The sequence below is a fragment of the Bacillus sp. ILBB4 genome, from assembly GCF_035064545.1.
Taxonomy (GTDB): domain Bacteria; phylum Bacillota; class Bacilli; order Bacillales; family Bacillaceae_H; genus Priestia.
The window spans coordinates 565097-585993 of the sequence record NZ_JAIQVD010000003.1 but is presented as its reverse complement, the minus strand read 5'-3'; the positions used below and the strand labels follow the sequence as shown (position 1 = coordinate 585993).

At 38.7% G+C, this 20897-nt stretch carries 19 protein-coding genes, 1 pseudogene and 1 riboswitch; of the genes and pseudogenes, 9 read left to right on the top strand and 11 right to left on the bottom strand.

The genetic code is table 11. The features are described from left to right. Positions 1 to 20: 20 nt before the first annotated feature. From LAV82_RS15205 to LAV82_RS15190, 4 genes are all read right to left on the bottom strand, one after another. Positions 21 to 1559 carry an AbgT family transporter gene (locus tag LAV82_RS15205; RefSeq protein WP_499716360.1) on the bottom strand — a complete coding sequence of 513 codons (1539 nt, stop codon included), beginning with the start codon at positions 1557 to 1559 and terminating at the stop codon, positions 21 to 23. A 230-nt stretch (positions 1560 to 1789) separates the two neighbouring features. Then, positions 1790 to 2752: a class F sortase gene (locus LAV82_RS15200; RefSeq protein WP_499716359.1), complete on the bottom strand. Its 963-nt coding sequence runs from the start codon at positions 2750 to 2752 to the stop codon at positions 1790 to 1792. Between the two features lie 107 nt (positions 2753 to 2859). Beyond that, positions 2860 to 4203, bottom strand: coding sequence for a copper amine oxidase (locus LAV82_RS15195; RefSeq protein WP_499716358.1), 1344 nt, complete (start codon positions 4201 to 4203; stop codon positions 2860 to 2862). A gap of 642 nt (positions 4204 to 4845) precedes the next feature. Then, positions 4846 to 5709: an alpha/beta fold hydrolase gene (locus LAV82_RS15190; protein ID WP_499716357.1), complete on the bottom strand. Its 864-nt coding sequence runs from the start codon at positions 5707 to 5709 to the stop codon at positions 4846 to 4848. A 150-nt stretch (positions 5710 to 5859) separates the two neighbouring features. Between LAV82_RS15190 and LAV82_RS15185 the strand changes: the two genes are divergently transcribed. After that, complete coding sequence (locus LAV82_RS15185) at positions 5860 to 6012, top strand: YflJ family protein (RefSeq protein WP_013057618.1); 153 nt, start codon at positions 5860 to 5862, stop codon at positions 6010 to 6012. 320 nt (positions 6013 to 6332) lie between these two features. On the opposite strand, the gene LAV82_RS15180 is transcribed toward LAV82_RS15185, so the two are convergent. From LAV82_RS15180 to LAV82_RS15170, 3 genes and pseudogenes are all read right to left on the bottom strand, one after another. Beyond that, positions 6333 to 7265, bottom strand: coding sequence for an alpha/beta hydrolase (locus LAV82_RS15180; RefSeq protein WP_211077958.1), 933 nt, complete (start codon positions 7263 to 7265; stop codon positions 6333 to 6335). 15 nt (positions 7266 to 7280) lie between these two features. Next, positions 7281 to 7835: pseudogene (locus LAV82_RS15175) on the bottom strand (GrpB family protein). Positions 7836 to 7925: 90 nt separating this feature from the next. Next, entirely contained in the window at positions 7926 to 9071 is a 1146-nt protein-coding gene (locus tag LAV82_RS15170) for an acyl-CoA dehydrogenase family protein (RefSeq protein ID WP_499716356.1), read from the bottom strand. 198 nt (positions 9072 to 9269) lie between these two features. Here LAV82_RS15170 and LAV82_RS15165 point away from each other — a divergent pair, with 198 nt between their 5' ends. The 7 genes from LAV82_RS15165 (at position 9270) to LAV82_RS15135 (ending at position 14110) form a co-directional block, all read left to right on the top strand. Beyond that, a complete protein-coding gene (locus tag LAV82_RS15165; protein ID WP_499716355.1) occupies positions 9270 to 10475 on the top strand; it encodes a TcaA 3rd/4th domain-containing protein in 1206 nt (401 codons plus the stop codon). 183 nt (positions 10476 to 10658) lie between these two features. Next, positions 10659 to 11438, top strand: coding sequence for an STAS domain-containing protein (locus LAV82_RS15160; protein WP_013057624.1), 780 nt, complete (start codon positions 10659 to 10661; stop codon positions 11436 to 11438). Positions 11439 to 11581: 143 nt separating this feature from the next. Then, positions 11582 to 11824: a spore germination protein gene (locus LAV82_RS15155; RefSeq protein WP_013057625.1), complete on the top strand. Its 243-nt coding sequence runs from the start codon at positions 11582 to 11584 to the stop codon at positions 11822 to 11824. A gap of 107 nt (positions 11825 to 11931) precedes the next feature. Further along, entirely contained in the window at positions 11932 to 12174 is a 243-nt protein-coding gene (locus tag LAV82_RS15150) for a spore germination protein (RefSeq protein WP_013083728.1), read from the top strand. A 51-nt stretch (positions 12175 to 12225) separates the two neighbouring features. Next, positions 12226 to 12729 (top strand): Hsp20/alpha crystallin family protein, encoded by a 504-nt coding sequence (locus LAV82_RS15145; protein WP_013083729.1) that lies wholly within the window; start codon positions 12226 to 12228, stop codon positions 12727 to 12729. Between the two features lie 89 nt (positions 12730 to 12818). Continuing rightward, positions 12819 to 13244 (top strand): Hsp20/alpha crystallin family protein, encoded by a 426-nt coding sequence (locus LAV82_RS15140; protein ID WP_025751247.1) that lies wholly within the window; start codon positions 12819 to 12821, stop codon positions 13242 to 13244. A gap of 44 nt (positions 13245 to 13288) precedes the next feature. Further along, on the top strand, positions 13289 to 14110 hold the full coding sequence (locus LAV82_RS15135; protein WP_499716354.1) for a hypothetical protein: 822 nt from the start codon (positions 13289 to 13291) through the stop codon (positions 14108 to 14110). A 17-nt stretch (positions 14111 to 14127) separates the two neighbouring features. Here LAV82_RS15135 and LAV82_RS15130 read toward each other — a convergent pair whose 3' ends face one another. The 3 genes from LAV82_RS15130 to LAV82_RS15120 all read right to left on the bottom strand — a co-directional run bounded on the left by LAV82_RS15130 (position 14128) and on the right by LAV82_RS15120 (position 18198). Next, complete coding sequence (locus tag LAV82_RS15130; RefSeq protein ID WP_499716353.1) at positions 14128 to 15411, bottom strand: ABC transporter ATP-binding protein; 1284 nt, start codon at positions 15409 to 15411, stop codon at positions 14128 to 14130. Beyond that, a complete protein-coding gene (locus LAV82_RS15125; protein ID WP_013057631.1) occupies positions 15408 to 16466 on the bottom strand; it encodes a FecCD family ABC transporter permease in 1059 nt (352 codons plus the stop codon). Before LAV82_RS15125 ends, LAV82_RS15130 begins: the two co-directional genes overlap by 4 nt. 205 nt (positions 16467 to 16671) lie before the next feature. Beyond that, entirely contained in the window at positions 16672 to 18198 is a 1527-nt protein-coding gene (locus tag LAV82_RS15120) for a cobyric acid synthase (protein WP_013057632.1), read from the bottom strand. Positions 18199 to 18290: 92 nt separating this feature from the next. Further along, positions 18291 to 18470, bottom strand: a riboswitch (cobalamin riboswitch). Between the two features lie 147 nt (positions 18471 to 18617). On the opposite strand from LAV82_RS15120, the gene LAV82_RS15115 reads away from it, so the two are divergent. Continuing rightward, a complete protein-coding gene (locus LAV82_RS15115; RefSeq protein WP_078081942.1) occupies positions 18618 to 19181 on the top strand; it encodes a YdcF family protein in 564 nt (187 codons plus the stop codon). A gap of 58 nt (positions 19182 to 19239) precedes the next feature. Here LAV82_RS15115 and LAV82_RS15110 read toward each other — a convergent pair whose 3' ends face one another. Further along, positions 19240 to 20811, bottom strand: coding sequence for an APC family permease (locus LAV82_RS15110; protein ID WP_013057634.1), 1572 nt, complete (start codon positions 20809 to 20811; stop codon positions 19240 to 19242). Positions 20812 to 20897 lie beyond the last annotated feature (86 nt).

The following is a 20897-nucleotide window of genomic DNA, read 5'->3' as shown; positions in this document are numbered from 1 at the left end:
GAGTAGAAGAGGATTTTTCTTTACAAATACATATATACACCAGGCCCTAGAGGAATACCGAATACTGCAAAAATAAGCAACATAACAATCCAAATTCCTAAAAAAGCTAGAGTATAAGGAAGCATAAGTGAAATAATTGTGCCAAGTCCTGCCTTAGGCTCGTATTCTTTCATAAAGGCTAAAATAACAATCATGTATGGATTTAAAGGAGTGATTACATTCGTGGAAGAATCCGCTATTCGGTATGCTGCTTGAATAAATCCAGGGTTGTATCCTAACAGCATGAACAATGGAATAAAAATAGGTGCTTCTAGCGCCCATTGAGCGGAGCCGCTAAAAATAAGAAGGCTTAGAACAACAGTTAAAAATACAAAACCAACCACAACTGGAAGTCCAGTTAGATTTAGTGCTCTTAATGCATCCGCTCCTTCTACTGCAATCCACGTTCCAATATTAGTCCAATTAAAGTAAGCGATAAATTGAGCAGCCGCAAAAATAAGAACAATATAGCTAGCCATATCTTTCATCGAATCAGTCATATAAGCAGGTACATCTCTAGAACTTTTGATTTTCCCTACTGTTATTCCGTAAACAGAGCCAACTACCACAAAAAACAGCAGCGTGATCGGAATGATACCATCTAAAAAAGGAGATGGAACAATTCCACCGTCTTCATTTCGTAGAGGAGAGTTGGGCCAAAATAAGAAAACAGCTAGTACAGCGACATAAATACATGTAGCAACGATACTGTTTTTTAATCCTTTTGCTTCTGCCTCACTAATTTCACCAAAATCATTGCGTTTTTTCCCTTTATAATTGCCCAGCCTAGGTTCTACAATCTTTTCGGTGACGATCGCCCCTATAACGGTCAAAACAAATACAGAAGCCGCCATGAAATACCAGTTCGCTGCAGGACTGACAGCAGCGCTTGGGTCAATTGTTTTAGCAGCTTCAGTAGAAATGCCTGATAACAATCCGTCGGTTCCGGATATAATAAGATTCGCTGTAAAGCCTGATCCCACCCCAGCAAATCCTGCTGCTAATCCAGCAAGCGGGTGCCTTCCTACTGTATAAAAAATCATTGCGGCAAGCGGAGGCACGATGACAAAAGCGGCATCTGCCGCTAAGTTGGCCATAATTCCTGTAAAAATGATGGCGTATGTAATAAGAGCTTTTGGAGCATTCAAAATCGTTTTCTTTATGGCCACTTCAAGCAGACCTACTTTTTCTGCAAGGCCGACTCCAAGCATCATAGCAAGTACAAGTCCTAGGGGCTTAAATTCAGTGAAATTGGTCAGCATCGATGTTAAGATATACTGAATACCTTCATGCGACAACAAACTTTTAATTGGAAGAGTCTTATTAGTACCGGGATGGACCACCGTTACTCCCATACTATTAATAGCAACAGATGCTACTACGATAATAAGCGCTAGACATACAAATAAAATAAAAGGATCAGGTAGTTTGTTTCCGATTGCTTCTACCCTTCCTAATAGTTTGTCTAGAAAGGTTGTTGGATGCGATTTTTGCTCTGTTTGCAAATTAGGTTGTGCCATACTTTCTCTCCTTTTTCGTTTAGAATTTTTTAGATTTTTCCTTTTAATTACCAAAAAAGATTATCAGTACATAATAATCTGAATATTTATATTATTCAAGTATTATTTTTAAGGAATTTTTATTTATCTATTAAAACTAATAGCATTTAGATAAATAGAAAGGCAGAAGATATCTTTTTAATCGACAATCAAAAATAACAAAAAGCCCTCCGTTTGAAGAGAGCTTTTTGTTATTTCGCTATACTAGACGGAGCGGACTCTTTTCCTGACTCATTAACAGCTGTTACATAGTAACGAGCTTGAGATGCGTCGGAGTCAGCAAAGCTTTTTCGCTCAAATTCCGAAACGCTGCCAATATGGACAAATGTTCCGCCTGGATTCTTTTTATAAATTCGGTAGCCGATAATATTACCTTCTCGTACCGCGTACCACGTAAGCAAATTACTGCTCATCTTTACATGTGTAGGAGGTTGTGGTGCATTTGCTTCACGCTCCAATTCTTTTGCTTGGTCAGCTTTTAGTTCTGTATAGACAACTAACCTCTCTTGATGGGTTCCTTCCGCACGGTCAAACGTGCCTGTGCACGTAATTAAATTTAAATTACGTTTGTTGCTGTACCCAAAAATTTCGTTTAGAGGTGCCTTATCTCGCGGATAGATTTTTATACGTTTAACAACAAAAGTAAGCGTGGTCCCCTGTGCATCTCTGACGGTAATTTCATCGTCTTTTTTTAAGTTTTTTAGGTTGTAAAAGACTGCAGGGCCGGTTTTACTGTCTACGTGTCCTGCTAATACAGCATTTCCTTTTACGCCAGGTTTAGCTCCTGGTTCAAACCAAGCAATTCCATTTTCTGTAGATGGAGCTGCCATTTCACCGCTGTCTAATACTCCTACTTGTTCAATTGAAGCCTCCACATGAACAGCAGGAATGGACACTTTTTCAGGGATGATTCCTTTAAATTCTTTGTTTAACTGTTTGGCTTCTGTTTTATGCTTTTTTAGTACAGCAAATTCTTCTTCAAGCGTTACCCGGCTTTTTAGATCCTTTGATTGTGCTTCTTTTTCTTTTTGCTTAGCTGCAGCCTGTTGCTTTGTTTCTTTTGCTTCTACCATTTGTTCTTTAAAATATAGTCCCCCGCTAACAAGCAGGACTAAACTTAATATACAGTAGGCGAGAACAATCGCTTTTTTCACATCGTCACCTCATTTCACAGCTGTTTATAAAAAAGAAGAGAGAACAGCCTCTCTTCTTTTTTTCAGGACTCTTGACTTGTAAATCATAAGGAAAAGGAGAAAAAATATTATTTGCTTACTGGTTTCTTGCGTAAAATCACTCCAGCTGTTAACACAGCTAACGAACATAGTGCAATATAGATCGCTGTTAGTGGGTTCATCGTTGATTCAGATGCCCCGCCCATACCTGTTTTCGGCATATCTGTTGGCATAGCTGTTTCAGCAAACTTATCGGGGTTTTGTTTTACGATTGCTTCACCTAAAGCTTGGCCAACACCAAACATTAATTTATACCCTTCACGATACGTATCATAACTTCCAGCGTAGTCACCGGATGCATATTGTTCAAATGTTTTAATAACCGTATCTTCGTGTGCTTTTATAGCTGCCTGTGCGTCTGCAGTTGGAAGGTTTCCATCTGTTGCTGTTCCTAAGAATGCACCAAATTCTTGCGCGAATTTATGGAGCTTATCTTTTGCAGCTTTTTCTCCTGCTTCATCGCCTTTTACTTGTGCACTTACTAATTCAGCTTGGGCATTGATGTGATCTCCTTGCCAAATTTTTTCGAATTGTGCAGCTCCTTCATCGCCATATACTGAGCCGATTGCAGCCTTAAAATCTGCTGTGTTAGCATTTTCTAACCAGCTAACATAGTCGTAATCTTTTGAACCGTTAAACCCTTTTTCCATTCCCATTGTTGCTAGAGCAAAATGTTCTGCTGCTAAGCTGTTTAATGAAGAACGTAAATCTGCTGCTGGTGTATCTACTTTTGTATTGTCGAATTTATCAGGCATTTGCGTTACGATTGCATTTGATAACGCTTTACTAATTGCGAACATTTGCTGATATCCTTCGCGGTATGTCTTCGCGGCTGCCTCATAGTCACCTTCTACATAATCTTCAAACGTTTCTTTTACTTGATCTTCGTGCACGCGAAGCGCTTCTTTTGCTGCATCTTCAGGTAGTTTACCTTCCGTAGCAGTGCTTAAAAATTTAGCAAATTCATTCACGAATTGATCTACTTCTTTATCTACTTCCGCCATGGCTTCTTTGTCATTTTCTTTTGTTGCTTTTACAAAATCATCTGTGTAATTGTTGTGTTCTCTGAAAATTCGTTCAAATTCAGCCGCTCCTTGATCACCATAGATAGAAGCAATAGCTGGCTCCATGTCGACGGCATTTTGATCCAATGCTTTGAACGCAGCGTCAGCATCTTTAGAACCGTCATAGGCTGTTGTCATAGCGGCAACGGCAAGCGTAAAGTGTTCAGATAATAGGTAGTCTAAGTTCGCTCGTAGATCTGAAGCTTTTGTTACTGCCGTTGGTTTTACTTCCTCCGCATTTGCAATAGTCGGCATCAATAGTGAAGCTCCTAGTACAGGGATCATTAATTTTTTACTTAATTTCATCATTTTCCACTCTCCTCATTTTTAGTTGATGTACGCCACTTTTTTCATTCTTACTACATCTTAAACCATTAAATAGATTGAACATTTTGAATATTCTATATATTAAACTTTCATGTTCCCTCACATTTAATGATCCTTTTTAGGAAGTATTCTCTTTCTATTTACTAAACGATCGCTGAGTGACGTTGGATCACTTTTTTTAAAAAAAGTTTTTAACCGCCTTTTCTTAAGAAGTACTTCCTTTTCTACTTACCTAACGAACACCTTATTCATTTGGATCACTTTTTGAATAAATATTTTAAATTTAACAGAAAAAGAAATTGAGACAGAACAAGATAAATTCAATTTAAAGACGAACAAATGGGATAAATGAGTTAGTATGAATTACTTTTAATACCATTGTTGATTTCCGTTCAAGACTTCGCTTTCTGCAGGCAGCCGCTGAGCCTTCTCGTCGTTTGCGCCCCGCGGGGTCTTTCCTGCAGGACTTCGCCTTTCCCTCCAATCAACAGCTAGAAACCACTATATATATGAAACCTGCGCAATAAAAAAATCCGAACGAGTTGGATTCTCTATCAAGAATCTCAATTCATCGTTCGGATTTTCTTTCACCTAAACTACTTTTGTCTGAGCCTCTTTTTATCTTTACTTATTTAAAAAATTCCACATCACGTCGTTTACTTCGTGAGGCTTTTCATGCTGAGGGGCATGAGATGCTTCAGCTAATCGGTGAACAGATATGTTTGGTACATATTCTTCAATACCATCTAAGTTTTCAGGCATAAAAGTAGGATCTTGATTTCCCCAAATAATTTGTACCGGGATGTTTAACACTTCTTCTTCTAACGGAAACAAAGATTTTCTTTGAAGGTCTTCTTCTGTGAAAATCTTTAAGTTGCGGTAATAACTTAGCATGGACAGCACAGAGCCATTTTCCCAAGAGTTCACGTATGCTTGAACATCATCAGCTGTTAGATATCCTTTTTTTACACCTGGGTCGATCACAAGCTTACGCAAACCTGAGAAATTATCTCGTTCCATATAGTCCTGTGCTTCTTGTTTTTGAAACCATTTCATATATTCACTTGCTTTTTGCTGATTTTTATTTGTTCTAAGCTCACGCATAAATGTATAAGGGTGCGGACCGTTAAAAGCAATTAATTTTTGTACATATTCAGGATAGCGATAAGCAAATGTCCAGCCAATTCCTGCTCCCCAGTCGTGTACAACTAGCGTGCAGGAGCTATATCCTAAACCTTCAATCACTTGGCGAATATCTTCTACTAATACATCAATTTCGTATGATTCTAGTCCGCTTGGCTTTTCAGATAGATTATATCCTCTTAAATCCAAAGCAACTGTGTGAAAACCATTAGAAAATTCATCTATCTGGTGTCGCCAAATATGCGAGAAGTCAGGAAACCCATGAAGAAATAGCATAAGATCTCCTTGTCCCTTGCTTATGTAGTGCAAATTAACGCCATTTACGTTTATATACTGTTTACTCATTGTTCATTTCCTCCTTTATAAGTAGCTGTAGAGCAGTATAACGCTGCAAAAAATGAACGTCAATTCATTTGCCTCGTTCACTTCTTTTTAGTTCCTTTTATGAATATAGTTAATTATTTAGAGTGGATCTTTTTGAAGGAGTGATTAACAATGGCTCATATCTATTCAAAGGGCTGGTTTGTTCAGCAGTTAAAAGCGGCCAATATCTCTAAAATCGATGGAAGAAAGCTAGAAAGTTATAAAACCTACATTCTTCGTAATTTATATGCTGAGCTTATAGAACAAGGTAAAATCAACGGCTAAAAGAGGTTGAGACATAACGAAATGAATCCCATCTAAAGATGAACAAATGAGATATATGAGCTGAACTGTTTGAGACACCGCAGCTGATTTCCGTGCAAGGCTTCGCTTTCCGCGGGCGGTCGCTGAGCCTCGTCGCTTTCGCCCCTGCGGGGTCTCACCTGTTCCGCTTTTCCCGCAGGAGTCTTCGTCAACAGCTAGAAAGATTTACACACATGAAATCTACGTTTGTCCTAACAAAAAAACGAACCACTAATCAAAAGTCTTGATCAATGGTTCGTTTTACATTTCGTCTAAAATATTTTTGTCCCAGCCTCTTTTTTTTACAGCGATTGCTCAATAAAAGATAATACGCGCTTTACATATTCTTTTTTGTATACATGATAATTTTGAACGTGTTCTGCTTTATCAGTTTTCCAGAAGTGAAAAGCATCCGGGTGCGTTTTAGCCATTTTTTCACTTTCAGTGTAAGGAATTTTTGTATCTCCTGTGCTGTGTATAAATAAAATTGGTCGAGGGTAAATATGCTCGACTGCTTTAATAGGACTAGCTTCAGCAGGATTTGCATCTGCAATAACAGGAAGAATAGCAATTGTTAGCGGTGTAAACGGAAAGTTTGGTAAATGAGACCATACAGATAGATTTTCTTTTAAATAAGAGGTTAAATCACTAAAAGGACTATCGGCTACCACCGCTTTTACGTCGTCCCCTTGAGAAGCTGCTAATAAAGAAGTAGCTGCTCCCATTGAAATGCCGTAGAGCACAATTGGCTCTTTTGTTGTTTCTTTCATTTTCTGAATAACGCCTAATAAATCGAGCTGTTCTTTTACACCAATCGTTGTTTGATTTCCTTCTGAGTCTCCTGAATCTCTAAAGTCAAACATGACTACTCGATATCCCGCTTTTACAAATTCCTTACTCAGCGGCAGAAAGCCAGCTCCTTGTGCTTCACGGTTATTTCCGTATCCATGTGACATAATAATGGTCGCTTTTGGCTGTTCCGTTGGTTCAATCATCCATCCTTTTAAATGGGTTATTCCGTCTTTGCTCAAAAATACTTGATTGCTATAGTGCATGCCGTAATCACCAGGATTTTTCACAGCAGGATTTTTATCTAGTTTTGTCAGGCTTATGCCTACATAAAGAGAAATTGCCGTACAAAGTACAAAACAAAGAATAACAAAGGATATCAGGCTGATCCATATTGTTTTTTTCTTTTTTCCTGTATTTGTCTGTCGATTTAGAACTGGAGTCAAGCTCATTCCTCCTTTTTATCTAAGATCATCTTTCCTATTCTTATTGCTGCTTCCCTTTCTCCATTTTAAAGCTAGCCCATCTATTTTATGAATAAAATTCGTTTTATTTTCCACATATTTTTCTGGTTCAAAGCGATAGCGATGCGCTAGTTCTATTTTCAACGTTTCGTACTCTTTTGCTGTATCAGGGTGAGTACGCAGATAATCTCGAAACTATATATGCCGATTAATTTCTGGGTGGCCTTTTTCATAAATATGAACATGATGCGTTCTTTCATTTCCGCCTTTTTGGAAGTATCGTCTTCCTTTTATGCTGTTTTCACCTTTCGCTTCGTAACCAAGCTGTTCCATCCACTGATTATATGTATCTACTTTCTTTATATCTTTCACTTCAATAAGTATATCAATAATCGGTTTTGCGCTTAAGCCGGGAACAGCAGTGCTTCCGATATGATGAACCTCTAAAACTTGAGCTGACATTATAGTTGTTAAGGTGGCAGCTTCTTTTGAAAATTCCTTTTCCCACGCGATATTATAGGGTGTCAGCTGAATTTCTCTTACGGACTTCATCTTCAATTCCTCCTCTTGCAACGAAAAAACTGCTTATTATAGAATAGCCTATAATAAGCAGTTTTTCATCATTTAACATGTTATTAAGTTTTATCTAGTAAACGCCTGCTTCGCTAAATTAACAATCGTCATATCATCCATTGGAGGGTTGTGAAGCCCGGCACGCACGTCTCTATAATAACGCTGCAGCGGATTACTGCGCTGCAAGCTTCGCGCTCCTACTATGCGCATGGCTTTGTCGACAACCGTACAGGCACTATTGGTCACTACGTGTTTGACAGCTGCTAACTCTCCCGCTAATGCTGCTCGGTCGCTGGTCTCATCCCATTTACTTGCCACGCTGTACATAAAGTGACGCGCCTGCATGAGTTCAAGTTCCATCTCTCCTACTAGACGCTGCACATTTGGCAACTCGCTAATCGTCCCTTCAATACTATTAGGCGAATATTCTGTAGCAAATGCGACAGCATAATCTCTTGCTGCGATGGCTGTACCCATGTAGCAAGCTGGTATATGAAGAAGCCAGCCGCTTGGCTCATTCTTTTTAAAACCACCGAGGCGTTCAACAAGAAAGTCGTATTTAATATCGACGTTTTCTAGCACAAGATCGTGACTTCCTGTCCCGCGCATTGCAATCATATCCCATGTTTCTTCTATTGAAAGCCCGCTTGTTTCACGAGGAATTAAAAATAAGCCGATCTCTTCTTCACCTTCAATACTTGCTTTTACCAAAAAGTAATTTAACACTGGAGACATCGTGGTGAATGTTTTTCGGCCGTTGATTCGCCAGCCTTCTTTTGTTTTTATGGCTGTCGTTTCCGGTTTTCCTCCTCGAGTAGGACTTCCTGTCTTCGGTTCAGTAGCAGCGGTGTTAATAAGTGCACCTTTTTCTATTTCTTTAAAAATAAAATCGAGGATTTGCTGATTCCAAGGCTGTTTTTCACGCAAGTCCATTGTAATCCCCATATGCCATCCAATACTAAGAGCCGTAGAAGCATCTCCTTGAGCAATTAATTCTTGAAATAATAAAAAATCATAAAGGCGTAATTCATTTCCGCCATATTTGCTTTCGAGAGAAAGACGTGTATAGCCCGCTTCTTTTAACTCTTGAATATTTTCAAAGGGAAACGTACCTTCTTCATCTATTTTAAAAGCTCGTTTCTTAAATTTTTCGACTAGAGGCAGCAATTTTTCATACGTAGACTCTTGATTTTTATTTACAAATGAAACACTCATTTGCTTCATCTCCTTTTTATATGACAGAGTGTCCCTATCGGATTAATGTATAGTTCTTATCATAGCATACCTCACCTTTTCTGTGCATGTTTGGTGTGTTTATCTTTCTTGTTGAATCTATTCTTTTTCCCATTTAATGGTCTGTTTTACCTACACGTTCCATACATTTAATGGAATGAAAAGAAAGGAATGGTGTGAATGAATCAATGTCCAAAATGCGGGGCCAGTGCAAGCACAGACCAATTATTTTGCAATAACTGCGGCTTTTCTTTCACCGTGTCGCCAGCTGCAGCTAAGCATAAAAAGAGCTGGTATATTGGCGGAGGTATTGCGCTTATACTTCTTTTAACTTTTGTATTTTATTTCTTTTTCTCTGGCTCAGAAGAAAAGACGGCTGACCGCTTTATTGAGGCATTAGAATCGAAAGATACAGCTGTGTTAAGAGAGTTATTAGACTCTTCGCAGTCTACTATAGTTATTAATGACACATCTATTCAAGCACTGTTGGATGCAACTTCCGATGGTTCTATTTTACGAGACGTTGAAAATGATTTAAAAAATAAATCGAGTATCTACTTCACAATAAAAGAACAGAAACATTCACTACTCTTCAAAAAACAGTACGTGGTTGTGCCGTCATCATATTATATCTCCCTCACCACGCCAGAGGATGCAACGGTTACAGTCAATGATACAAAACAATCGATATCCAAGAATCAAACGCAAAAAATAGGGCCTTTTATGATTGGAAATTACCCGCTTACGGCTTATTATGAAAGCTCTTACGGAAAACTTACAGATCAAACCACTGTAAATTTTCACCGGCAAAAAGAAGAAAATATATCTGTGGTATTTAAAGGGGCTTACGTTACAATCTCATCGAATAGAGATGACGCTATCTTATTCGTAAATGGAAAAAGCACGGGACTGCAGGTGAATAGCTCATCACAAATAGGGCCTGTTGCCACGGATGGAAGCGTCACTGTTCATGCTGAAGTGCAAAAAGACGGCACAACGTTCAAAAGCAGTCCCTACACTATTCAAAGTGAAGAAAGTATTATGTTAAATATGCAAACGCCGCCCGTCGAAAAGGAAAAAACCGTCATAAAAGAACGAGAAGTGATCGTGCCTGGGCCGCGCTCTTATGCTACTTCAAGCTCTTATATTCTTCCTGGTTCGGATTCTTACAAATTAAGCTATAGAGATATTAGCAGTTTGAGCTCGAGTGAACTAAGGCTAGCTCGAAATGAAATCTATGCGCGGCATGGGTATGTATTTAAATCGAAAGATCTTCAAGCCTATTTTGATGAAAAGTCATGGTATACGCCTGATTCATCATTTAGAGATTTCCACTTATCAAGCGTTGAAAAATACAACGTTGATTTTATTAAATCATATGAGTAAGGTGAACTCCCCTTTTGCACAGGGGAGTTTTTTGATTGAAGCGAGTGCTTACTCCTACGTTTTTTTACATACCATGATCCCTATACACGTTAAGAAATTTCTTATAGCCTTCTTCATTCTTTTCACTGTAAAATATAAAGTAGATGTACATAAACTTAATACACACATAAGGAGAGATGGAGAATGAATGGAATTGGACGGCTTCCACAAAAGCTTAATGGACATTTGATTTTAGAAAATATTCAAGAAACCATGATCATTGCAGATAAAGACTATCGTGTGCAGTGGATGAATGCAAGAGCAATTGAAACACTCCAGCCAGTACTCCCAATCTACCAGTTATCTCATATCGAAGAGTTAATTGGAAAGCATATGGACTTCTTTCATTCCAATTCTGAAGAAGCGGAAAAATTACTCACCTCTCTTCATACAACCTACCGAACGCGTATAACGATTGGCAGTCAATACGTAGCAGAAGCTGTGATTCACCCTATTGATACAAAAGACGGCGAGCGTTATGGCTACTTGCTTATGCTATTAGACTTTACAGATCAAGCCGAGGCAGAGCTTGAAAAAGAACGGTTAATTGAGGATTTGTCCACGCCTTTATTAAAGATATGGGACGAGGTTTTAGCTGTGCCCATTACCGGTAAGATGGATATAGAACGTGGAAAGAAGCTAACTGAAACGGTATTGGAGGCAGTTGTAAAAGAACAGGCGCGCTATTTGCTTATTGATTTATCTTCCCTTCATTCGTTAGATGAAGAACATGGTTATTATATTAACACGCTTCACGATGCTTTGCGTTTGATTGGTACCACTTGCCTTATTGTTGGTCTTTCTTCAAAAATGGCTCTTTCGCTTGTAGATTCTCAGTTTAATTGGCGAACATTTTCCACTGTCCAACAAAGCATCTCTTACATTTTAGAAAAAAAGAATTATCGTATTGCACCCATTTCATAAGCCCATCATATCATTAAGTAATCCTCTCTCAATCGCTTTTTCCTTCAATCGGAAAAGGCGATTTTAGTTATGAGGAATTGTGAACGTTTAGGCACTTATCATCATAGGATACATTAATCAACCATAGAAAAGGGTGAGAACGTATGCCAAGTGTTATTAACATTTATAATTTAAAGATCAACAGTATCTCAAGCAACGGTTCTGTCAACATTGGCGAAGCACTCCATAACAGTCACACGGCTCATTCAAAATCCACTGGTACGAACTCTTCTTATGGCGATGTCTCACCTGCTTCCTCGAAAATGCGAAACATTTATATCGATCCTGATACAAATGACCAAACAGATATTGCAAACGTTGATCATGTCAATGGTTATCAGCAGTGATATAGGGCAATGCTTGTCAACAGCATGACGACAAACGGTGAATACATTCTCTCTGAACGCAATAGACTGTTGGAGTAGAATGAATAAAAACAGTAAGGAGTCTCTTTATGCTTCTTCAAATTAACGTTTTTAATATCGTACCAAACGGTGTCACGCAAAACGCAAATATTGATTTTGGTTCCACCATTCAAAACAGTCACACGGCGAACTCAAAGTTTAACGGCGCGAATTTCTCTTTAGGTAACTTCTCTCCTACTTGCTCTCAAATGAATACGGGCGTGTTAGATCCTGATGTAAGTGATCAAGATCAAATTGCAAACCCTTCAGCTCCAATTGGAAATCAAATTTAGCTTTAACAATTTTGTTATTTTACTTGGCACATTACAAGGAGGTGTGTAAATATGTTTCCATTTGGAAAGTCTCCTTTTAAAGGAATGATGGAAAATATCCCAAAAGGAATGGCATCTAAAGACATGGATAAGTATATTCAGCAAATGATTTCTTCTACCATGTCCCATTCTTTTCCAGATTTTATGCAAGGAAATGAATTCTTTAAGCAAGCCCAAGACATGATGAAAGAACAGCAGGATATGGGAACTGAAGGTCATGGACAAAAGCCAAGAAGATTTGATTCAAACGTCATCAATACATTAGATGAATGCATTGTGCAGCTAAAAATCCCTAACCGCGATATTGTATCAAGCATTAAAGTCTATCATACGCCATATGTGTGTACGATTGAAGGAATAGATGGAGAAGAATCCTTCAAAGAAGAAATTCAGCTTCCTTGTTCGGTTCGCAAAAAAGGCACACGCGCCATCTATCGTTCCGGAGTGTTGGAAATCCGGATGCCTAAACATATTAATATTCCTATGTCTCAAATAGACGTCCACGATTTAGATTAAAGTGGACGTTTTTTTCTGTTTTCATGCATACATATAAAATAGAAAGCTGCAAAAGGCCTTGTTTTATTTTTTTAAAGAAGGTGACAAATATGAATCACGGAAAATTTAAAAAGTGGGCAGAAACGTTACAAGAAGAAAACCATACGAAATTTTGGGAAAAGATTTTTGATGATGATCATGAAGAAAAGAATGATACGGAAGCAGATGCTTCTCCCCAAATTGTAAATGAGTATCGAGATTATCCTTTAATTGATGTATATGAATGGGCAAATCAGCTGTTAGTTGTAATTGAAATACCCGGTGCTAAACGAACAGATGTCGAATTGACCATGCACGAAAATACTTTACACATATCCGGTTCATCTCTTTTAACCGTGAAGGATGCAAATGTTCTTCACAAAGAAAGACGTGAAGGAACGTTTCAACGATCAATCATCCTTCCGCCTGCTGTAGGGGAAGCGCCGTGTCACGCATCATTTAAAGATGGTCTTTTGCATGTGAAATTTGATTTGTAATTTATTGTGCAGAACTATACGTAGCATGAAAGGCAGGGAATTTCATGTTTTCTAAGTGGTTTAAACAATCGCCTAAAATTGAAACAGTCCGTAAAATAAATCCGTCTTCCCTTCCAACTCAAAAAAAAGCAGGTCCCATAGACCAACGTTCTAATCAAAAGCGGAAAGAATTACCCGAAAAGATGAAAGCTAAAAAACAGTCTAATCTAAAAAAACCCCCTCAACAGCCAAAGAAGTTGCCTAGCCAAATGGAGCCTAAGACCTCTGCTGAAGCTGAATTCACAAAACCTGCTCTTTCGTCAGATTCAGCGCTGAACCTGCAGGGAATTATTGATCAAGTGACGCGTTTAATCGACGCGATCCCTAAAATAGAAGAGCTTCATCAGCAATTAAATGAATCAGCTCACCTTATTCAATCACTGTCTCAACTGCACGAGCAAACAGCTCATTTACTCTCGGCTATGCAGTCAGCTCCTAATTTCGAAGCTATTCAAAATCAGCTCTCTGCGTTAAAGGAAGAATCGTCCAATACAGCCTTATATGAGATGGTGAAAACTCTTGACAAAAAGATTGATGAAGTAACTCAGCCAAAGCAGTCCATTGTTGTTGAAAAAATCATGGTCGAAAAAGTATTGTTAGACAAAATTGATCTTAGTAATAATTTCGGCCAGCTAGGCATTAAAGATTTGACCGGTCACTTAAACATCGGCACCACTTACAGCGCTGACTCTGATCAAGTAGATGAAGAAGTCAAAGACTTGTTTTCTGTTAAGCTAAAAGAAAAAAAGATTGATGAACATACAACTGAGACAACGATGAGTTCAGGAGGTGAAACAGAAAAGTCTGATGATCACTCCGAAGAATAAAAAATGACCGCTACTGCTTATTTAAAGCAACTGTCGGTCATTTTTGTTTCCATAAATAGTTGTAATTCTTTTTGGAGGCGTTCCATCAAGAACTCTGAAATTTCTTCTTGATTTTCTTCTTTATGATGAGATGATGCTACAACAATACGTCCTGTTTTTCCTAAGAAAGCTCGGTACTCAATTACCTTCATCGCAGCATGAAGTAAGTTCCCGTCCGAAAGCGGCGCATTTGTTAGTAGAACAATATTTACTTCGTTTTCTTTTTGTCCATGTGTCAGCACAGCCAGCCACGAGTAACCTTTATCGTCTTTTAAGCGAACTTCATGACTATATAAAGACGCAGATTTCCACGCCGCGTTAGCACTGCTTTGCTGTTGAACAATTTCTTGACACCAGTCTAGACCTGTTTCATTTGAACCCAGTGAAAGAGTTCTCAAAGGACGAGCAAAGGATAAACATAGGTTGTCCGGTTCCTTTTGTAACTGATACAACTCATGGAAGTCCGTCTCTGGATATTGATACGGCGGCACAAAAGCAATTTGTCGCTTGTTCACAGCGGGATGGTGAAATACATGCAAATCAACCCCATATACTCTTTTTAACGTAGCTGCATCCTGAAAAATGGCATCCATCCCAGTTTCTTCTACTCTTCCATCTTTCAGCAACACGGCATTATCTGCAAACAGCGAGGCGATGTTGAGATCATGCAAAATGGCCAGGACCGTTAAGCTCATTTCCTGCTGTAAAGTTTTTAACAGCTGAAGCAGTTCCATTGTATGTTTTACATCTAAGTGATTCGTTGGTTCATCAAGAAGTAAGTAGTCAGGTTCTTGCGCTAGTGCTTTAGCCAGTAAAACCCGCTGTTTTTCTCCACCGCTTAGCGATTGAAAAGTATGATTTCTATAGTGCCAGACGTTTGTTAATTTCATCACGCTTTCCACCACTTCTTCATCCTGTGCTGATACAGTGCTAAACAATCCTTTTGCCTGATAAGGGTAACGTCCAAGTGAAACAATTTCTTGAACCGTAAATTCTAGCCCAATTTGATTTTCTTGCGTCATGACTGCAACTTTTTGCGCCAGTTGTTTTGGTGAATAAGCCTTCACTGACTTTCCTTCCACCTTCACTTCTCCTGATTGAATGGTTAATACATTCATAATTAAGCGAATAAGCGTTGTTTTCCCGCTTCCATTTGGTCCTAGTAAAGCGACAAAAGAACCTTTGTCTACGGTGAACGTGATGTCACGAACGGTTGGCTGCTGCTTATCGTATCCTCCTGTCACATTATATAGTTCAATCATGATATTCCTCTCTTCCGCATACGTTCTTTTACAAGGAGCAGGGTAAAAATTGGCGAACCAATTAAGGCGGTTACGACTCCAATCGGCAGTTCACGAGGTTCTAATATCGTTCGTGCCAATAAATCTGCTAAAACCAAATAACTTCCTCCAATTAAAATAGAAAGCGGCAGTACATGCTTATGATTAGCTCCCGCTACGAGACGCACTACGTGGGGGATAACTAAGCCAACAAATCCAATTGCCCCAGATACTGATACCGCAGCCCCTGTTAATACGGATGCACCTATTAAAATCATTCTTTTTTTCTTCTTTACGTCTATTCCCATAAACTGAGCGGATTGATCGCCAAATGCTAAGCCGTTCAGCTCTTTTACATGTAACAACAGCATAATTGTACCGATCAAAAAGAACGGCCCTAAAATTTGAATATGAGACCATCCTCTCATTGATACGCTTCCCATTAGCCAGTATAAAACCTGCCTTACATCTTCTTCGGGAGAAAGAGCCACAATTAATGAAATAAGCGCGCTCATAAAGGATGATAAAATAATCCCCGCTAAGATGATGGTTTCATTGGCCAAATTGCCGCTTGCGAGTTTCGTAATACCAAAAACTAAAAGAAGAGTAATAAAACCAGATACAATGCCGACTACAGGCAGCGTGAAGATAGACAAACCAAAAATACTCCAATGAAAATAAATTGCCATGACAGAGCCAAGGGTTGCACCTGAGGAAACCCCGATCGTATAAGGATCGGCAAGAGAGTTTCTTAATAGCCCTTGAAAGGCAGCCCCTGCTATTGAAAGCGAAGCTCCTACTAAAAATGCCACCAGTACTCTTGGAAAACGAATTTGCCAAATGATTAAATCCATGTTTTCCGGACCGTGATATAAGGATAGCCCGGTAAGGTGGCCAATAATAATTTTGATTGTATCTCCTACGGTTAACGAAACTGTACCAATAAATACGCCCATAATTACCGAAGTACATACAATAAATAAACTGACTATGTATAAAATAGATGCTTTGTTAAAAAAAATACGTTTAAAAATCAATACGTTCAGCTCCTCTAGGAAACGAGGCGTGATGTTTTACATTACATTAACCATTCATTTTCCTGTCCATAAACCATGCTTCCACCATGCATTAAGTTGGAAACAATCATCTTTTATTTGTTACGAGTGCTAGACTGTTGAACTAGGCAACGTAGAATAGCGTACTAAAGTTCTCAGTAAAAAAACAAGCGAAAGCCCCTACAAGCTATACTTTTTGTGTTTGCTCCGGGCTTTTATAGTTGTCTATTAAATGATACAGCTTTTCCATATCTACGGCTTCTCTCACATATGCTGCTGCTTTTGAAAAAGACTCCTCTTTTTGCAGGCGACTGTTGAATGTGTCCGTAATAGGCGGCAATTTTTTATGTTTACGAATTTGATTAAGCAAAGCTCTGCGCAAAGCATCGTTATGAAACACATCATGAACATACGTGCCAATGACGTTGTCTTTAACCGTTCCTTCTTTTTCATGCTCTACCACTGCAAAAGCTTCCGTGGTGCTCTTAGAAATCGTCTTTCCCATATGAATTTCGTAGCCTTCAATCGAAACTCTTTCACTTTCTAGCTGGACATACCCAGAAACTCTTTCTGTTTTTTTGCTGGTTGTCATAACGGTTTCCACCGGAAGCAAGCCCAGCCCTTTAATGGATTCAATCCGAGATTCTACTGCATCAGGGTCTGTAATTGTCTCCCCTAGCATTTGATATCCTCCGCAGATGCCAATGACGTGAACGTTCGTTGTGTTCAAAACTTGATTAATGGCTAGAGCCAGGCCGCTTTCTTGTAAAAACTGAGCATCTTCAATCGTATTTTTGCTTCCTGGTAAAACAATTAAATCAGGCGTACCTAATTGCGACGGCTTGGTTACAAGCCTCACGTGACAGTCTTCTTCTAAACTTAAAGGATCGATGTCTGTAAAATTTGAGATGCGCGGGTACGAGATAACCGCAATATCAATTTCTTTTAACGGATTCACAAGCGTTGAGTAATTTCTAAGTGATAACGAATCTTCCGCGTCAATTTCCACGTTGTTCATATAAGGAATAACTCCTAGAACCGGAACACCCGTGTATTCTTCAAACCACTTCAAACCTGGTTTTAAAAGTTCTAAATCTCCTCGGAATTTATTAATTAACACCCCGATAACTCTAGACTTGTGTTCATCTGGAAGCAATTGAAGAGTACCCACTAGGCTCGCAAAAACTCCTCCTTTATCAATATCTCCTACTAACACAACAGGCGCTTGGGCTATTTTTGCAACGCGCATATTTACGAGTTCCCGATCGTTCAAATTGACTTCAGCAGGACTTCCAGCGCCTTCAATCACAATTCGATCATAATGACTGGCAAGCTCTTTATAAGCTTCCGTGATAACGTTTAAACCTTCATTAAAAAATTCTTGCCGATACTGAAAAGCAAACATATTACGTAGCGGTTTTCCGTGAACGACAATTTGAGATTCATGATCACGAGTTGGTTTAATTAAAATAGGGTTCATATTGGTTGTTGCTTCTACTCCAGCCGCTTCTGCTTGAATTCCTTGCGCTCTGCCAATTTCTTTTCCATCCATTGTAATGTATGAATTAAGCGCCATATTTTGCGATTTAAACGGTGCAGTTTGATAGCCGTCTTCTTTAAAAATACGGCAAAATGCTGTAGCAATCATGCTTTTTCCAGCGTCTGAGTGCGTTCCTTGAATCATAAGCGGTTTTCCTTTTTTCACTTTTTCCACTCCCTACCACATAAAAAAACCTTAACTGTAAAAGTCAAGGTTTGGTCATGCGCTCATTAACACATTGTCTTGACTTATTTCTCCCACCGAAAAATAAGGGGTTTTTAAAAGCAGGTCTCCTGGCTTATGCTTCATTTTACTTCTGCACCCTTCCTAGTTTGACTAGTGGGTCTTTGCAGGTTCATCCACATTTACAGTAGCGGGGGCTGCACCGGATTTACACCGATTTCCCTATTATCCTCCTTAGAGGCACTTTTAAAATCATTTATTCTTTATTGTAACGAATTTTATAACCATTCACAATAACGATTTTCTTCTATTATTATATATTACTGTGCTTATACTTATTTGGGTCTCGCATGCTATAATAACAATTATTTTCCAAACATCTTATGAAATAGCTAGGAAGGTGCTCACAGTTGAAGAAAAAAATGATTTATACCTTTATTGGTTCGCTTGTTCTTTATATAGTAATTATATCTTTTTGTATGTATCAAACTGCTCACAAGTCTGTTCCACATAACGCAGATTATGTCCTCGTTTTAGGTTCTAAAGTAGATGGTGATCAAATGTCTCCTAGTTTAAAAGAACGAGTAAAGACGGCCTTATCTTATTTACAAGCACATCAACAAACAAAAGTTATCGTAACGGGCGGAAAAGGATCCGATGAAGAAATTTCTGAAGCAGAGGCAGCCTATCGTTTTCTGCGGAAAGAAGGAATTAAAAAGAATCGAATTATAAAAGAAGATCAGTCAACTTCTACTTTTGAGAATTTTACTTTTACTAAACAGAAAGTTGATATTCAACACAAAAAAGTCGTGCTTGTTAGCAGTGATTTTCATTTGTTTCGCGCTTCTATTATTGCCAAGCGCCAAGGTTTTGATGTTTATCCTTTAGGCGCAAAGACACCAAATTCAATTAAACTTCAAGCCTACTTTCGTGAGTATGCTGCTATATTAAAAACATGGCTGTTTGATAAATAAATAGAGTACACGCCTATACAAACGAAAAACACGGCATGAATTCATGCCGTGTTTTTTATTAATCATCTGTATCGATAACTGCTTTTGGTAAACCTGTGTATTTCGCCCAGTAGAAAATACCAAGTGAAACAAGAGCAATTAAAATTAAGTCAAGCGGGTTGCTTAGCACACCTTGTCCTCCACCAAATGAACCTAGATAAGAGATAACAAGCATAATAATATAATAAGCAACTAGCCACCAAGCAGATTTAAGCTGCTGTGCAAATTTTACGACGTCAGTTGGTACATATTTCTTAAACGCTACGTAGATAACAACCATTAGAAGCTGTGATCCTAGCAGCCAAGAAATTGTCGTCCATCCTGACCAATATACGATGTAGGAACAGAAAATAAATGAAACAGGAGCAATAACGCTCATGCCTTTTAATTTAAAAGGCTTCTTAAGGTCTTTTGCATTTACTCTGAATGCAGCAGCTGAAATTGGCGCAATCGCATAAGACAGAATAAGTGCCACTGAACATACGTTTACTAGCGCTTCCCAAGAAGGAAATGGCAGTGTCCAGAATACGGACATTCCAAATGATAGCCATAGTGACGCACGTGGAATTCCGGTTTTCTTATCTACTTTTGAGAAACGTTTAAATAATGTTCCATTACGAGACCAAGCATAAACTAAACGAGAAGTTGTATTCATGAAGATGTTCCCGTTACCGCCTGGTGATAAAATAGCATCAAAAATAACAAGCGTTACTAACCAGCCAAGGCCTAAAATAAGTGCAATATCTTTAAATGGTAAAGAGAATTGCTCTTGAATTGTTCCCCATCCTCCTGATAGCATATCAGCCGGGATGTTACCAATGAACAATACTTGCAGTGCTGTGTAAATAATCGCTGAAAGTACAATACAGATAATGAGCGCGATTGGAATATTACGCTGCGGGTTTTTAACTTCACTGGCTACAGAAACAATAGGGTGAAGTCCTAGGTAAGCAAACATAACGCCACCTGTTGAAATGGCTGCTTGAATACCATTAAAACCAAACGGAGCAAAATCGCCAGTTGTAAAGTTAGCTGATTTAAAGTGATAAGCTAACACGACGATAATTGTAAGAGGAACCGCATATTTGAACACAGATATAATGACATTTGACTTAGCAAATGCTTTTACACTTACGTAGTTAATGATAAAAAATAGCGTTAATAACGCGAACTGAAATAACCAGCCGATTGTAGTAGGCGATTCAGAACCATGTTTAGTTAGACCAGGAAGCCAAAACGCAACATACTGACGTACAGCCGTTACCTCGATGGCAATCAAACTTGTGTAAGCAATAATGGTAATGAATGAAATTAAGTAACCCACTAAATGACCATGTGAGTAAACCGGATAACGGATAATTCCACCGGTACGCGGCAGCGCTGCTCCAAGTTCAGCATACACTAAACCGATAAGTAAAATAATGACTCCGCCAATCAGCCACGAAAAACTTCCGGCTGGACCAGCCTTTGACGCTACGTTACTAACCGCAAATAACCAGGCGGAACCAAAAATAGCTCCCATCCCAATTAACGTTAGGTCAAGTAACGATATTGATTTTTTAAATTTTCCTTGATTTCCTTGATCAGACATAAAATCCTCCTTTAAAATTCCCACTCCACATATCTACGCCCTTGCGTCCGATATGGGATTCTTTACATCATCCTCCTCTTACTAAG

Excerpts from the sequence above, each read along its gene's own strand:
- LAV82_RS15205 (WP_499716360.1), bottom strand. The coding sequence starts at position 1,559 with ATGGCACAACCTAATTTGCAAACAGAGCAAAAATCGCATCCAACAACC.
- LAV82_RS15195 (WP_499716358.1), bottom strand. The coding sequence starts at position 4,203 with ATGATGAAATTAAGTAAAAAATTAATGATCCCTGTACTAGGAGCTTCA.
- LAV82_RS15190 (WP_499716357.1), bottom strand. The coding sequence starts at position 5,709 with ATGAGTAAACAGTATATAAACGTAAATGGCGTTAATTTGCACTACATA.
- LAV82_RS15185 (WP_013057618.1), top strand. The coding sequence starts at position 5,860 with ATGGCTCATATCTATTCAAAGGGCTGGTTTGTTCAGCAGTTAAAAGCG.
- LAV82_RS15170 (WP_499716356.1), bottom strand. The coding sequence starts at position 9,071 with ATGAGTGTTTCATTTGTAAATAAAAATCAAGAGTCTACGTATGAAAAA.
- LAV82_RS15165 (WP_499716355.1), top strand. The coding sequence starts at position 9,270 with ATGAATCAATGTCCAAAATGCGGGGCCAGTGCAAGCACAGACCAATTA.
- LAV82_RS15160 (WP_013057624.1), top strand. The coding sequence starts at position 10,659 with ATGAATGGAATTGGACGGCTTCCACAAAAGCTTAATGGACATTTGATT.
- LAV82_RS15155 (WP_013057625.1), top strand. The coding sequence starts at position 11,582 with ATGCCAAGTGTTATTAACATTTATAATTTAAAGATCAACAGTATCTCA.
- LAV82_RS15150 (WP_013083728.1), top strand. The coding sequence starts at position 11,932 with ATGCTTCTTCAAATTAACGTTTTTAATATCGTACCAAACGGTGTCACG.
- LAV82_RS15145 (WP_013083729.1), top strand. The coding sequence starts at position 12,226 with ATGTTTCCATTTGGAAAGTCTCCTTTTAAAGGAATGATGGAAAATATC.
- LAV82_RS15140 (WP_025751247.1), top strand. The coding sequence starts at position 12,819 with ATGAATCACGGAAAATTTAAAAAGTGGGCAGAAACGTTACAAGAAGAA.
- LAV82_RS15135 (WP_499716354.1), top strand. The coding sequence starts at position 13,289 with ATGTTTTCTAAGTGGTTTAAACAATCGCCTAAAATTGAAACAGTCCGT.
- LAV82_RS15130 (WP_499716353.1), bottom strand. The coding sequence starts at position 15,411 with ATGATTGAACTATATAATGTGACAGGAGGATACGATAAGCAGCAGCCA.
- LAV82_RS15110 (WP_013057634.1), bottom strand. The coding sequence starts at position 20,811 with ATGTCTGATCAAGGAAATCAAGGAAAATTTAAAAAATCAATATCGTTA.